Raw genomic sequence first — 15,835 nt, forward strand, 5'->3', positions numbered from 1 at the left:
AAAAAATCTCAACGGCTATTAATCATTCTGAATCAAACATTTAACGGGATACAAAATTTATACTCCGAACACTTTTTCTTGTTAGAATATCTTCATCATGAACGAATATTCTATACTTAATATTATTTCTCGCCAAGAATGTGTTTCGCCCTATATGACAAGGTATTACGCCTTGGTTGCAAGCACTGTTATTCTATTGCCATTCTATTGTCATTCTATTAAAATAGAATAACAATAGGATTATAAAAGTTTTATTCATTAATTACAATTAACGAAGATAGAGAGAAGAATAGGTGTAATGAAGCAGAGGCATAGGGAAAAGCTCAGGACACCACCAATTTTCTCAGCCGCAGTAAAATCAACAGGATAATCGTATCGAGGTTATCGCGCAATTGTTTCAACGCTCTCGCGTAATGCGTTTTGACGGTATTGACAGAAACACCCAGTTTATCGGCAACCTCTTTGTAACTCAAGCCTTCCAACACGATAGCGATGAATACTTCCCGGCATTTCTCCGGCAATCGCTGTATTTCTTTTCGTAATTTCTCCCGACGGGCGTTAATATCTTCTTCACGTTCGACAGATACCTCGTCAAGCAATACATCCGAGTAATTCCCGATTTCCTCGAAAATCAGACGCCCCGATTGACGTATCATATATAACGCTTCTTTTTGTACTGCCCCGAACAAATACGACTTCAAGGAACCCTCGAACACGGTTCCTCTTTTCTTCTCCCAGAAGTTTACCAACACCTCCTGCACCACATCTTCCGCGTCCTCGAAAGAATGCACGAAACGCAAAGCGAACAAGCACAATACTTGATAATAATTATCAAATATCATCTTCACGCATTCCGCGTTTTTTTCTTTCAAGTAACGAATTATCTTTTCCTCCTGATGTATCATTAGCCGTATCCCCTAAATCCAGTACGCATGCCTTTTCACTACTTTGTCGTACACTTCGCTTTATAGGTTACTTTCGTTTCCATGGCGTCCATGATAACCGCTTTCACCGTTGAATTCAGTTCCCCGTCGGTGATCGTTCCCGTGGCAGTTACGCGCATCGGCATACTATTATAATTATAGGTAAAAGAAATGTTCAACTTGTACACCGTTTTGCCGTCTTTCACTTCCGGTTTCACGGACACTCCCGCGGAACGATAGCTGAACTTCTGTCCCGTGGGAAGCACGAAGTCCGTCACCTCGACGATCACGCTATCGCGGTGTATCCGTTTCAATTCCAATTTCAACGGCAATTCCCGCTGCATGATCTCGATGTATGCCTTCCCGTCGTACGTTCCGGCAACGGCTGCCCCGTGATCTTTTTTGTCCTTGGCTCCCGCTGATACAACACCTGCCATCCCGGCGGTAACAAACAAAACGAGAATAAGTTGTCCTATAAATTTCATAATCCTGATGGTTTTTCGTCTAAAAGTTTCTATTTTTAGCGCTCGAAAATACAAAAATAAATCCATAGTTCATGAACAAGAACATTTTCTTTACTATCTTGTTGGTTGTTTTCATGTCGGTGCCCGTTTTATTTACTTCCTGCAATAGCTGTTCCGACCGCCGTACCGGTGATATCGATAAGCTACCCGGGGTGTACCGCGGTGAAGCAACCATCGTGCTACCCGACCACGTGAAAGCGATGGTACCCCCTGAAGCCAAAGGCATGATACCGGAAGGCCCCATTCCCTGCGGTATCGAGATACAGGCGGACACGAACGAAACGCTCGCCCTCAAGCTGGTAGACTTCACTATGCCCGTGCGCGGCATCACGGTAGACGCGGCAACGGCAACCATTACCTCTACCAACGGCATCTTTAGCTTAAAGGGAAATGGCAACGTCAGCGTCGGTTCTCGCAAAATGTCCTACACGCATGAAGGAACTATCAAGAACGATAGTCTTGCCCTAGATATTACAGTTTCTATCATCCCCTTCGTCGTGGAGCCTAAAATAGTATTCAAGGGGAAAATAACCAGATTGCCGATCCCGTGATTCCCTACATATCCGGATAAGATTTATCCATAATTGACCACCGGATATGCAAGGAAATTATACAAGAAAGTGAATAAAAAGATTGACAAAAACTGACATAACCTTCTCTTTTTAGTTGTTATATGGCAAATATACATTTTTTATACTTATACAGGCACGAGACCTGTTATTTTCTCGTTCGGTGAAAACTTCACTTCAAAAGGAAACACGGAAAAAATAGTCTATGATGAAGCCTCCCGCGAGCCAAGGCTCTATTTTAGATTGAATGATTAAATATATATAATAATAAGGTCTTCAATCTAAACTCTAAACCTCTTTTTGGAGGTAGTTCTGGAAACATTGTAAATCATTTTCAATTCTCCATTTTCAATTTTCAATTATTTCGTAACTTCGTGCCCGAAATTCGAGTAATAACAAATATAATATAACATGAGAAAAACATTATCTATGGCTGCAATTATTTTACTTGTGGCATCTTGCGGAAAGACGAACGATAACCCGCTGTTGGCGGACTTCGCCACACCCCACCAGACGCCCCCTTTTGACAAGATCAAAGCGGAGCATTACGAACCCGCTTTTGACGCTGCCATCGAGGAAGCACAACGGGATATCGACCGCATCGCCAACTCGAAAGAAGCGCCGACATTCGAAAATACCATCGTGGCACTGGACGGTGCCGGCAAGCGGTTGGGTGACGTGGCAGGTATATTTTTCAACCTGAACGCCTGCCTGACGGACAGCGTGATGCAGGATATCGCACAGAACGTATCGCCCAAACTCACCGCTCACGGCAACGCCATATACATGAACCCCGCTCTTTTCGCCCGCGTGAAACAAGTACACGAACAGAAAGAGAAGTTAAATCTTAACACGGAACAAACGACCTTGCTGGAGAACACGTGGAAAGCGTTTATCGACGGTGGCGCAAATCTCGAAGGCGATGCCAAAGAACGGTTCAAGGAAATATCCGTGGAACTGTCGAAACTAAGCCTCACGTTCGATAAAAACGAACTGGCGGAAACCAATGATTTCGAGTTGCACGTGACCGACGCGAAAGACCTCGCGGGACTTCCCGACGGAGTGAAGGAAATGGCAGCCATGACCGCCAAACAGCGCGGCAAAGAAGGCTGGATATTTACCCTCCATTACCCGAGCATGGGACCTTTCATGAAATACGCCGACAATCGCAACCTGCGCGAGAAGATGTACCGTGCCAACGCCTCCCGTGCATACCGCAACAACGAGCATAACAACGAGGAAGTGGTAAAACGTATCGCGGCGCTACGACTGGAAAAAGCGAAATTACTGGGATACCCGACCTATGCCGACTATGCCCTCACCGACCGGATGGCAAATACCCCGTCTATCGTGAATAACTTTATCGATCAATTGCACGAGGCATCGCACCGCCACGCGCTGCAAGATAAAGCGGAAGTGGAAGCTTACGCCCGCGCCAAGGGGTTGAAAGGTGAATTGCAACGTTGGGATTGGGCATACTATTCCAATAAATTGATGCAAGATAAATACGCTCTCGATGACGAGATGTTGCGCCCCTATTTCAAACTGGAAAACGTGCAACGGGGTGTATTCGACCTCGCTACCCGTCTTTACGGTATTACGTTCAAGGAAGTGACTAATATTCCGCGCTACCACCCCGAGGTGAAGACTTACGAGGTTTACGATAATGACGGCTCGTTCCTCGCCGTGCTTTACACGGACTTTTTCCCGCGAGCAAGCAAGGGCGGCGGTGCATGGATGACCGCTTTCCGCGGGCAAAAGACGGTGGACGGCAAAGACCAGCGTCCCCTCGTGTCACTCGTGATGAACTTCACGCAACCCACTGACACGCTGCCGTCACTCTTGACCTTCAACGAGGTAACCACTTTCCTCCACGAGTTCGGACATGCCTTACACGGCATCTTCGGCAAATGTACTTACGGTTCGACTTCCATGGACGGGGTATCCCGTGACTTCGTGGAACTGCCCTCGCAATTCATGGAAAACTACGCGCTTGAAAAAGAGTGGCTGGACACGTGGGCAACCCACTACCAGACCGGGGAAACCATCCCGCAGGAATATATCGACAAGATCAAACGTTCGTCCAATTTCCAGTCGGGATACGCCAGCGAACGCCAGTTGAGTTTCGGTATGGTGGATATGGCATGGCACACGATCACCGCTCCTGTTACCGAGCCTCTCGTTGACTTCGAGCAACGTGCCATGGGACGCACGGAGATTATGCCTATCGTAAAAGGTACCGCATTCTGTCCCGCCTTCGGCCATATCTTTGCCGGTGGATACGCTGCCGGTTACTACGGTTACAAATGGGCAGAGGTACTTGATGCCGACGCGTTCGCGCATTTCAAACAACACGGTATTTTCGACCGTGCCACTGCCGAATCGTTCCGCCGTGAAGTACTGGAAAAAGGTGCTTCAGAGAACCCGATGACACTCTACAAGCGTTTCCGCGGTCAAGAACCGACGGTTGATGCTTTGCTGGAACGTAGCGGACTGAATTAAGTTAAAAAATAAAAACTAAAAGCTAAAAGTATATTCCTATTCTCAACTTTTAGCTTTTAGTTTTTACCTTTCCTCCTCTACCCGCAATAATAATATTTCTCTACCAATTCCTCCACGGAGATATCCTCGTTTTTGAGTTGTTCACGGAGCTCAGCATCGTTGAATTTTCGAAGCGAGGCGATCAGACCGTCAATCAGAGCGGGAGCGAACACTCCATATTCCTCGTAAACGGTGCGCTGTTGTTCAAGACAGAGTGCCGACTCGTGACAAGAAGTAGGTAAATGGCTCAACCTATCGGCTATCGCCTTGTTGGCATCGTCGAAAATATTCACGTCCACGTAACGCTCACGGGCATATTGCAAAGCATTTTTCATCTCGAAACCGTGGCGGGCGGCAACGGCGAGTCCGGCAATCAAAAGATAAACGTCTGCCGAACCGTCTGGACAACGAAATTCCACCGTTTGTTTGTTACTGTAATCATGTTCTTCCACGCGTTCCAGCGGGTTGGCATCACGCATCATGTGTGTCGCCCCGCTAGTCCAACCGAGCGGTACGCGCACGAGCACGGAACGATTGCGATCTCCCCAGCAGATATTCGTGGGCGCCTCTTGATGAGGCACTAGCCGAAGATACGATGTCGGGTTCGTGTTCCCGAAAGCGGTCAACGAAGGTGCGAGATCAAGATACCCGGCAATCGCCTTCAAGGCATTGTCCGTCAACTTACCGTTTTCTACCATGGCATTTTTGCCGTCCTTGCTCAAACGGGTGTGGATGTGCAAACCGCTACCGGCTTTACCCACGGTAATTTTCGGGGCAAATGTCAAGTCTACCCCGTACTCGTGTGCCAGCGTGCGGAGTATCCATTTGGCAATCATCAACTGATCGGCGGCGTCTTCCATACGGGTAGGCAGGAACTCGATCTCGTTCTGTTCGTACGACTGGCAGTCAAGCGTGAAATTACCCACCTCGGAATGCCCATACTTGATCAATCCCCCGGTAGAAGCGATGTACTTCATTGCCAACTCGCGCAACTCCTGACCTTTGCAGAAAGGCATCGACTCGTGATACCCGCGCTGGTCGGGTATATCGAAATAACTCTCTACCTCGGTTACCACGTAGTATTCCAACTCTCCCATCACCTCGTATTCCATACCCGTTACCTGCCGTAACGCCTCGTGAGCCTTGCGCATGGTGTACTCGGGCGACATTTCGAGAGGTTTGCCGTCCTTCGTGTAAAAACTGCAAAGAATATCTACCGCCGGGATCTGGCTGAAAGGGTTGAGGAACGCAGTGCGATAGCGGGGCAACACGTAAAGGTCGCTCGAACCCGCCTCTATATAAGGGAAAAGACTCGATCCGTCCACTCGTTCGCCACAAGTAAGGATATTATCAAGATGCTCGATACTGTTAATAATAAAGTTTAATGTCTTCAATCGTCCGTCCGCCCCGGGGTAGCGGAAGTTTATCATCTCTATATCATTCTCTCTCACGTAACGAATGATGTCCTCCTTGGTAAAATTCTTCGGTTCTTTTTGTAGATACCGCGCCAGAACGTGCGGGTTCAACGAGTAATCAGGGTTCATAAATATATAATTTAGAAATTAAAATTCAGAATAAAAAATGAAAAGAGCGGTCGCAGGATCACGACAACTTTACCCGGGAAGTAACGTCAGAAAAAGTAATCAGGGTTCATGTACTCTCTTCTAGTTTACAATTCTTGTTCGTTCCAAATATACGAAAAAGTTTATAAAGTTCATAAGATTTACAAGCTTATGTCATGTTATAAACTTTATTAACCTTATGAACTTTATAAACATTATAAACTCATTTATCCAGTTCATTCAACGCGAAGGCATACGCCCCGAAAGCGATTGCCTTGCTTGTACCCAATCTCGTTATCACCACGGCAGCACGTTTCACGGGATCGTAATCCACCGTTTCCGTCGTACCCGGAATGATAATCTGCCGGGTAGTCGGGGCAAGGAATGCCTCACGATCCGCCGGGTCATCCAAGAAGAAAGCCTTCATTTCCATGCGATCGACCGGGGAGCCATCATACATGCACAAGCTTCCGTTCAACTCCCGCATGACGGCAGGCATCAGATACTTATGAGCCGCAATAATACCGCCACCGATCACGACAATACCGTCAATCACGGCGTTCATCGAGGCGATAGCTTCCCCGAGCACTTCCCCGGAACGGGCGAAAGCCTCACGTGCCGCCTCCGCATCCCCGTCAAGCGTACCCTCGGCAATATCAAATATATCTTTCGGTGTCAAATCACGTGTGTCGCCCGACAAACGAGCGTATCCCCGCCGAATAGCCCGTATAGAGATACCCTCTTCCACACCGTAACGGGGTTCCCGCTTGTCACGCAGTACCCATACCTCGGCGGCAGCACCATTATCCCCGAGAAACAGTTCCCGATCCCGCACGACACCACCCCCGAACCCGGTTCCCAGCGTGATGCCGATCAGATTCTTGTACACCTTGTTTTTGCCCGCTTCCTGCAATATCCGGTTCACCTCCGGCAAGGCTCCCGCCAACGCCTCCCCGTAAGCGAAAAGATCACCGTCATTATTAATAAACACGGGTATACCGAACTCCCGTTCCAAAAAGGCTTTTAACGCCACTCCCCCTTGAAATGCCGGCAAATTTTTCAAATCACCGATAATCCCGTTCACGTAATCCGCCGGACCGGGAAAAGCAAAACTGATTGCCACGGGAGCTTCCGGCAACTTCTCCTTGATTGCGGAGAACCCCGTGACCATCGTCGCGAGGCATTTATCCAAATCCCCCCCGTTGGAAGGCAACGTGAGCGGCGTCACGATTTCCGCATTGGACTGTATGGCAGAGAACACGAAATTCGTACCCCCGGCATCCAACGTCATCACTATTCTTTTATCAAACTGGTACATAACTTTCTATATTTATGATTTAAGACTGACGATTTATGACTACAACATGAGAATCGAAAATCATAAATCATCAATCAAAAATTATTTAGTTTTTATCCCGAACGAGCAGTAAAGCAGGTAGCAGAGGCAACCGAGGATCACGAAAAGCGACCCAGCCTGACTACCGAGCAGGTCGGTAAGATATCCCATAAGCGGCGGCACCACGGCACCCCCGAAGATTCCGGTAACCATAAGACCCGATATTTCGTTCGCTTTCTCCGGACGTGCTTGAATAGCCATGGAGAACACGAGCGAGAATATACTGGAACAAGTGAAACCTATCAAGGCGATCAAAGCGAGGATAGCGTATTGTCCGCTGACAAAGAATAACACGAGCAATCCGGCAATAGCCACGAGGATATTCACCCGGAAATACTTGTTACCCGCCACGCGTGCCAACAAGAACGTACCGATAAACGCACCGATAGTACGGAATGCGAAATAAGTGCTCGGCCCCACCGCGGACTCGATCTCGGTAAAACCGCATCGTTCCATCAATAACTTGGGTGCAACCATATTCGTACCCACATCGACACCTACCACGAACACGATTCCGAGGAATAGCAGGAAAATCGTCCTGTCCTTCAACAACCCGAACGTCGCACCCCATGAAGACGCTTGTTCCGGAGCCTCTTCCCGGATATGCACCGCCATAAGCCAGAACGTCGACAAGAGTGTCAATCCCGCGAATATCGGGAACAGGTACTGCCAATTCCCCAGCACGGAAGCGGCAAAAGCCGCGATAAAAGGTCCGCAGAACGAGGAAACCGCTTTAAGAACTTGTCCTGCCGTGAGCGAACTGGCAAGCACGTTACCTTTCACGACATTTGTCAAAAGCGGGTTCAACGACACTTGCAGGATTGTGTTACCGATTCCCAAAAGGGCAAACGCCACGAAACAGGTAATCATGTTGTAATCGACGAAAGGAATCAACATTCCCACGATAGTAATAAACATACTCACCAGCACGGTTCGTTTCCGCCCGATACGGTTCATCAGTATTGCCGCGGGGACAGCCAGCAACAAAAACCACAGGAACACCATAGAGGGAAGAAAATTCGCCACCGTTTCACTCAATTGAAAATCTCTCTTTACAAAACCGACGGAAATTCCCACCACGTCACAAAATCCCATGATGAAGAACCCGAATAACACAGGCAATAAAGCCTTTACACTAACAGACTTTTCTTTCATAATATATAAATTAACACATACAAAATTCCACAAAAGAGGCGTCTAATGTACGGAATTCAATTGAAAGTTGAAACAAGAGAACCTCGAAAAGAGATAACGTTTTCTCGTTTTCAATTTTCAATTAATTTCGTCATGATATAAGCGGGGCCGAAATACTCGGACTCCTCCCTTTCCCGGGCGACATATCCCATCTTCTCGTAAAAACCGACCGCCGTAAGACTTGCCGACAAATGCAGCACGTGAATATTCCGCTCCAAGGCGACCTCTTCCGCATGTCGCATCAACCGTTCGCCAATCCCCTGCCCGTGAGCATCCGGCGTCACGTAAAGGGCACATACCTCATCCCCCTCCAACCCAACAGTACCCGACACGACACCATTCACCTCCGCCACGAACATGACACGTCCGGCGGTCAACTCCCGCAGGTACGCCGGAGAAAACAAACGACACATGTAATCAATCACCGCTCCGTCATAATCCCGGCTATTCACCTCCACGAGATTTTTCCTAATCAAACGGGACACCGCTTCCGCGTCCTTTACATCAAAAGTGCGTATATTTATCTGCATCATTTCCGGTTCATCACGTTCATAATCTGTGTACCCAATCCAACGCGATACCCTCTTGACATGAAAGCCACCTCCCCCTTGTCATTCACGAGAACTACCAACGGAAGATTGCCCGTGTCAGGGAGTTGCAATCCTTCTGCCAGACGCTGGAGCAACTTCCCGTCGCAGTCATACCCCCAGCGTATCACCGCGGGGAACGGACGGAAATCGGAAGGACGGAATTTTTGCAAGTTATCCTTATCTTTAAACACGACATAGAGCGGGACACCCAACCGTTCCAACTCGTCCTTTATACTGCCCATGTCACGCAACAGATGATTGGTCGGTTCCTTATCGGCTTCCACCACCGCGATAGCCGTGTAGCCTTGCCGAGGCAAAGATATGTCCCCCGGTGACATTGCCCCCTCCGGCGTGAACGCCAAGGGCAACGCAACGTGTCCCGCCAATTCCACCCGTTCCATCACGGGAAGAATCCGCAACTCGACATCAGTCTGTTCACCCGCTTCCACGCGAAAGGTTGTCAATCCCGCCATCACCGCCCCGTCATTCCGTCTATTACCGGTAGAGAGCGTGTAATAACCCGCTTCCAGTTCCACGGGAGCGGCGAATATCTTACTGTAAGAAGCACCTGCCCCCATATCGACATCGGCATTACTTCCCAAGTCAATCACGCGTACCCCGCCGTTCTCGAGCTTCCCGATCGTGAAGTTCAAGAAATATTTCGGGTCCCCGACCGGGGCTCCGGAGTAATGGAGCATAAATTTCCCTTTCGGCATGGCTTGGTCCGAGGCAAAATTCACCGTGTACCACATATCGTCCAAACAACATTCCGCCTTACCGGAAACTGCTCCCAATCTAGCCGGAATCCCCACCGTACGGCAAAGCGCCACGAAGAAAATATCCCGGGAAAGCCCATCAGTCACTCCCGCCCTCAAAACCCCGACAGGCGGGGTAGCCACCTTGGCGGGATAGTTCACGATTCGCGTTCGCTCGATATATCGCAACAACCGTTCCGCCATAGCACGCCGCCCGAGAGTATCCTCGCCCGAGAGTACCCCTTCACGTGCCAACACCGCCCGAATCGGTTGCCGGAAAGCCGTTATCAATTCATTCTGAACCTGCGGATTCAACACGTAGTCCCGGAAAAGGGCATCCTCCTCGAAATCCCTCGTCCCTTCCAAATGGTCGAGCCACACGTCAGCGGGGGTATCCTGCAAATCTTTCTCCGCCACGACATCCAGCAGCGCCATCGCCCGTTCCTTATCCCCCGACAAGCGGAACAAGCGTTCTATCTCCCGGTAATTGCCTCGCGCAACATTTATATACCGGGCAAAACGAGCGGTGTCGACGCCCAATTCCGTCGCCACGCAATGCGCCTCTCCGGGTGTCATAAAAGTGGCAACATAGGCATCCCGAATAGAATCCTCGCGCACGAAACGACAATCATTTTCGGCTCTCTCCCCCGCCGAAGTCAATGCCTCGATATCCCGCTGCACGGGCGGAACCAACTCAAATTCAGTGGAGAAGAGTTCTCCCTCCCGCTTATCCAACGTCACCACGAGCGTGTCCCGTTCGTTCACGGGGAACCGCACCACCCCGAAGCGAGCGTCCCGACTTGCCCAAACCACGACATTCCCCTCTCCCAACGTCAGGTGCGTTTCTCCCCGCGCATCGGAATGGAGCGTCACCACTGGATAGAACTCCCCGTAATTAAATATCTTGTATTCCACTTTAGCGTTTTCCACGGGATTCCCCGCCGTGTCTTTCACCTGCACCACGGTTCTCACCGCACGGGTGTAACGGGAAGTCACGTTTACAGCCGAACTGTTCTCGTTCGTTGACACGATCTCCTCGTCCCCCTCGTATTTCCCGAACACTTCCGCCTCCACGTACATCGCTCGCTGCACGGGCAAGGTAAACCACGCGATATTCAGCCTCGGTTCCGGCTCGCATGCCCCCAAGTACTTCCATTCCCCGTCTATCCAAACCTCTATCCACGCGTGATTATCATCGCAATGCGCCCAACGGGGCGTGTATATCTGCCGCGCGGGAATCCCCACTGCACGCAATGCCGCCAGAGCGAACACGGACTCTTCCCCGCACCGCCCGTAAGCCCGCTGCCTCGTGGCAAGAGGCGAAGACGTGCGCGCATTCGTCGGTCGATAAATCACGTTCTCGTGACACCAGTGATTCACCTCCAACGCCGCCCGCTCCATGTTCCCGCAAGCGGCAACCCGTTCTTTTAATTCATTGAAAAACACCGCTCTCGCCGTGTCAAGATTCTCTTTGCCTCCCCGCACCGGAAGCACGAAATGCCGGAAAATATGTTCCGGTATCTTTTCTCCCCACGGCATCTCTTCACGTGCCCGGAATGCCAGACGCACGTTGTCAAGCAAGAACTCCCCGCCCGACAAGGAAATATCAACGAGCGGCGAATAAGCGTAGAGGAAAGTCAACGCCTCCCGCTCCGCGAGAGTCATTTCGGTATTAAACACGTCGAACAATACCGTGTCAGCCTCCCCGAACACGGCTTTTTTCTGTTGAAAATCAACCTCTACCATTTCACGGTAGACGGCATCGGTTATAAAATGTTCTTCCCTCTCACAAGCGCACACCAGCAACGTGAACAGACAAACGACAACAAATTGTTTCATGGTATCTTAGTTTTATTCCCCCAAAGATAAAAAAAGTTTAGAGAGTTTAAAATTTAGAGTTTCATTTCCTTTTGATAATAACATAAAGAGGTGTGTCAAAACACACCTCCATTCAAGTCATACCCTATTCAAGCTGACAAGGTAAAGACCTTTATTTATCTATATCCAGTACCACCTCGTAAGTAGAATTCGGTTTGAAATCCGGGTTATAAATAATCAGGAAATTCTCGTCCACGACAGCCTTCCAGTCCTGTCCGGCAGCCAGACGAGGATTGTTCAAACGCACGGGGAAGAAATAGTTGAAGGGTAAATCCAACACGTGTTCCTGTTTGAACTTATCCCCCTTCATGCGTTCCAGACTGAAATTCTCGTTTGTCTTGATCGTGATAATACATTTCTTTCCTTTCACTTTGGAAGTTACCGTGAAATCCGTTTCTCCCGGAACTTCCTGCAGGCGTACCTCCCACTTCGGATCGCCGTAATATGCCAACACGTCGCGGTCATGCCAGAAACCGATCTGATCTTTCGTGGGTTGTCCTTTTATTGCCTCCGCAATCTTCTGTCCCGCAATCTGAAATTCATTTCCGTCAAAGTTATAGTTTTCCTTAATTAAAGAAGGATACCACTCGTTTTGCTGGTACAGGAAATCCTGCTGGTTCATGTATATTGCCTCAGCCAAAGTATAGCGTCCCGGATTGGTAACCCAATATTTCAGACCACCCCAACCGTTACGACCGTGCCAAGTAGTTACCACGTAGCCGATCATGGTAGCGGCGTTACCGCTATTCATCCAAGCGATAGCCATACTCTCCTTCGTGTTATTCACGTTTCCTATCAAACAGTTACCCACGGCAAAATACACTTTACGCTTCCCGCTCTCCTTTAAATCCCAAGTTGTACGGGTATAATGATCGCTGGCGTAAAGCTTTCCGTTCTTCGCCAGAATATTGCCTAAAGAGAAAGGCATCTCCAAATTCCTTTCGGTGGCATGAGCCGCAGTCACAACCAAATCCGGGTTGTACTCGCCATACAAGTCCGTGAATTTCTTCAAAACAGTCTTCGGGTCTATCTGGGCGGTCTGCACTTTCGCGTCTCTACCTTTCTTCTCGCCCCAAAGCCCGCGGCTATGATCGTCAACCCAAGCGTAATTATCAAACCATTTCGCGCTATTCAACTCCATGATCGTGGCAACGGCATCTTTCACCAACAAAGGTTCCGTGCTGTTGTTCACCATTTTCATCGCCGCATCTGCGTCATAGCCCGTGATAACACCCCACAAGAAATCGGCAAAAATATCATTGTCGACTTCCCGGCTCACGTGGTGCATATCTATCACGTAATCACGTCCCAAGTTCTCCGGTTTCTCCACGATAGCCACGTAACGGGGACGCACCCGTTGAAGATCGGCCAGATTCTCACGGGGAGCTTTCTCGTAAAAAAAGACCTCCGCTTTATGCTTGTTTTTCAAAGCATCCACTACCTGCATCCAAGCTGCATCATTCTGCACGTCTTTGGATGCCAACACAACATACTCGTTTCGGGTATTACCGCCGCCCTTTTTCTTCTGGGCAAATGACGGCATCACCGAAATCATCAAACACAACAAAATTGATAATCGGTAAATTTGTTTCATCTCGCAATAAATAATATATAAAACACAAAATAATTAATTTCCAAATATAAACATCTATCCCCCTCCTTGCTCCGCGGGATAGGTTAAATTTACGTTAAAATCGATACACGATTCCTATTTTACTCTCTCCCATGTAATCTTAGACGTGCGCTTTCCGTCGGGTGCCACTGCCCGTACTCCCAGCCAAAGTCCTTTGCCACCGGGCAAAACAGGCACGCCACACACGTACGCCGCCCACGAAGTAGTCGTCGCCACCAAACGAGCCTTGCCACGCAGCGATTCCCTCACGTACACCTCATAATACCATGTGTCCACCGCCTCGTTCATCACGGGCATATCCTTCTCACGGTTCACAAGGGGCATTACATCCCATACCAGTTTAAAATCCAGAGAATCATTGTATTCCCGAATAACCTTCGTTGCCAAAATATCCGGACGTACAGGATTATACTTGACCCGCGGGTCGGTTAAAGACAATTCTCCGATAAAAGCCTCGTAGTCTTCCGGCGTATTCTCGACCACCAACCCGATACAAGCGATTCTTTCCCCCGCCTGTATCCCGAAATCTCCTAACTTACATCTTATAGTCTGCCATTGCCCCGGCTTCACTTCTTGCCTTACCGGAATTTCAATAAACTCCGCCTCCGTCCCTACCCTCGAAAGAATCACCTTCAAGTAACTATCGTCACTTCCCTCCACTTTACAAGTAAAAGCCAATTCTACATGCCCGTCAACCGATATATCCGTCTTGAACAAACGAACTTTGGAATACCCCGTCGCCCCGTGCAATTTCAAGCACGAGCCCCCGAACCAAGCATCCTCGAACACGAAATCACATCGCACGGCATCCCCCGGGACACGCTCGTCCCGTCCCGTTACCCACCAACGCCAAGAAGGCATCCAATCCTGCATCCCGATGTTGTACCAAGCCAATGTATTGACCGTCTTCCCTTCCTTGTTAAAGAAAAACCCGTTCCCCAAGTTAAAACGAGTCACGAAAGGGAGTTCCCGTATCGCACTTCGTGCCGGAAAGAAAGTCGATATCCCGTGGAAACGTTGCATATCCTTCTCGTTCACCGTCGTAATCGTATTGGTCACGACAGGCGCATTCACCGGATTTCTTGTCCCACCCGTGAAAAAGTATTCCAGTTTACGCAAATAAGTCTGTTGCACGGTAAGCGAATCTTCCCCGTACTCGCGGGAAGCGTTATGAATATTATTCCGCTCATGTTCTCCCCACAGGCAGACGGACACGGGTTTGTCTTTCAACACTTCCCATCCCTTTCCTTCACGAGATTCAAAATCATAACTGGAAAGCCCCCGTCCTCTCAGGTAGAACCCGGCGTACACGTCATACGAACTTCTCCCGTAGGCAACGGCATTGCGGGCTGATTCACCCATTGGGTCCTTGTTACCTCCCCAATTATCAATATTATAATTCAGCATAAACATATTCGACACCACACGATTCCCTTTCTGGAACCAATCCCGGTTACGGTTCTGCAAAGCGTTTTGCCCGAAACTCAAACGTCCGTTATTATCATTGCTATCATACCAATCTATATGAAAACCCTTCAATCCCTGCACTTTCGCCTGCACGTGCAATTCTGCGAAGAAATCCTGAACCTCCGAAGCGATATCGGCACTCCACGCTCCTTCCGGGTTGATACCGATACCGTCAATCCCGTAATACTTCAAAAACAGAATCAACCTCTCCGCGTATCTGAAACGCCCGTATTCATCTTTCTCCGTCAATTTAACGAAAAGATCGTACACCCGGTCACCCGGCTTCCGAACCGATTCCCCCCAGTTGATAAACAACACGCATCCCGTGCGCACCCCGTTTTTATGTGCCGCATCATTGAATACCCCCGGAACCCGGAACCAACCGTCCCCCCAATTCCCGTGTATATCCACGTATTGCCACATACTGAAATTATCCGCCTCAAATTGATTGCGGGGAAAAGACTTCCATTGCTTTTTCCCGTCACCCATGGGTGTCCACCAGCACAACTGCCGTTCTGTGTTCAATTCCTGATGCACCTGCGTCTTCACGTTCTCGAAACGCTCCTTCAGTTTCACACGTGAAATGAAAAAATTATCATCCTCACTAACAGGCATTCCCGGTTTCCACACTTCCAGAAACTCCACGAAGTTCATCCCGTTCGACGGATTCCACCGGATATCCTCCGAACGCTGACCATAAGTACTCACGAATAGCCAGATAAACAAAATACTACAAACTACTTTCCTCATACAAATAATAATACACGTTACACAAGATTTCAAAAGTAGCGAAATAATTTAAT

General features: G+C 48.9%; 11 protein-coding genes. 2 read left to right on the top strand and 9 right to left on the bottom strand.

What is annotated here, in order from left to right; all coding sequences use genetic code 11:
- Positions 1–323 precede the first annotated feature (323 nt).
- Both Q5866_RS06405 and Q5866_RS06410 read right to left on the bottom strand, forming a co-directional pair.
- Positions 324–905, bottom strand: a complete 582-nt coding sequence (locus tag Q5866_RS06405; RefSeq protein ID WP_186977630.1) for an RNA polymerase sigma factor — start codon at positions 903–905, stop codon at positions 324–326.
- A gap of 38 nt (positions 906–943) precedes the next feature.
- A complete protein-coding gene (locus tag Q5866_RS06410) occupies positions 944–1,408 on the bottom strand; it encodes a hypothetical protein (protein ID WP_099290372.1) in 465 nt (154 codons plus the stop codon).
- Between the two features lie 71 nt (positions 1,409–1,479).
- On the opposite strand from Q5866_RS06410, the gene Q5866_RS06415 reads away from it, so the two are divergent.
- Together Q5866_RS06415 and Q5866_RS06420 are read left to right on the top strand one after the other, a co-directional pair.
- Positions 1,480–1,998, top strand: coding sequence for a calycin-like domain-containing protein (locus Q5866_RS06415; RefSeq protein ID WP_303179552.1), 519 nt, complete (start codon positions 1,480–1,482; stop codon positions 1,996–1,998).
- Between the two features lie 429 nt (positions 1,999–2,427).
- Positions 2,428–4,518, top strand: coding sequence for a M3 family metallopeptidase (locus tag Q5866_RS06420; RefSeq protein WP_303179554.1), 2,091 nt, complete (start codon positions 2,428–2,430; stop codon positions 4,516–4,518).
- A gap of 77 nt (positions 4,519–4,595) precedes the next feature.
- On the opposite strand, the gene Q5866_RS06425 is transcribed toward Q5866_RS06420, so the two are convergent.
- The 7 genes from Q5866_RS06425 to Q5866_RS06455 all read right to left on the bottom strand — a co-directional run bounded on the left by Q5866_RS06425 (position 4,596) and on the right by Q5866_RS06455 (position 15,782).
- A complete protein-coding gene (locus Q5866_RS06425; RefSeq protein WP_303179555.1) occupies positions 4,596–6,101 on the bottom strand; it encodes a glutamine synthetase family protein in 1,506 nt (501 codons plus the stop codon).
- Between the two features lie 241 nt (positions 6,102–6,342).
- Positions 6,343–7,437 (bottom strand): ROK family protein, encoded by a 1,095-nt coding sequence (locus Q5866_RS06430; RefSeq protein WP_303179557.1) that lies wholly within the window; start codon positions 7,435–7,437, stop codon positions 6,343–6,345.
- Positions 7,438–7,518: 81 nt separating this feature from the next.
- Positions 7,519–8,670 carry a sugar MFS transporter gene (locus tag Q5866_RS06435; RefSeq protein WP_303179558.1) on the bottom strand — a complete coding sequence of 384 codons (1,152 nt, stop codon included), beginning with the start codon at positions 8,668–8,670 and terminating at the stop codon, positions 7,519–7,521.
- 110 nt (positions 8,671–8,780) lie between these two features.
- Positions 8,781–9,242 (bottom strand): GNAT family N-acetyltransferase, encoded by a 462-nt coding sequence (locus Q5866_RS06440; protein WP_303179560.1) that lies wholly within the window; start codon positions 9,240–9,242, stop codon positions 8,781–8,783.
- Positions 9,239–11,893, bottom strand: coding sequence for a transglutaminase domain-containing protein (locus Q5866_RS06445; RefSeq protein ID WP_303179562.1), 2,655 nt, complete (start codon positions 11,891–11,893; stop codon positions 9,239–9,241). The genes Q5866_RS06440 and Q5866_RS06445 overlap by 4 nt, the downstream gene beginning before the upstream one ends.
- 151 nt (positions 11,894–12,044) lie before the next feature.
- A complete protein-coding gene (locus tag Q5866_RS06450) occupies positions 12,045–13,526 on the bottom strand; it encodes a hypothetical protein (protein WP_303179563.1) in 1,482 nt (493 codons plus the stop codon).
- 114 nt (positions 13,527–13,640) lie between these two features.
- Positions 13,641–15,782, bottom strand: coding sequence for a hypothetical protein (locus tag Q5866_RS06455; protein ID WP_303179565.1), 2,142 nt, complete (start codon positions 15,780–15,782; stop codon positions 13,641–13,643).
- Between the last annotated feature and the right edge of the window lie 53 nt (positions 15,783–15,835).

It is taken from the genome of uncultured Butyricimonas sp., from assembly GCF_959596855.1.
Taxonomy (GTDB): Bacteria; Bacteroidota; Bacteroidia; order Bacteroidales; family Marinifilaceae; genus Butyricimonas; species Butyricimonas muris.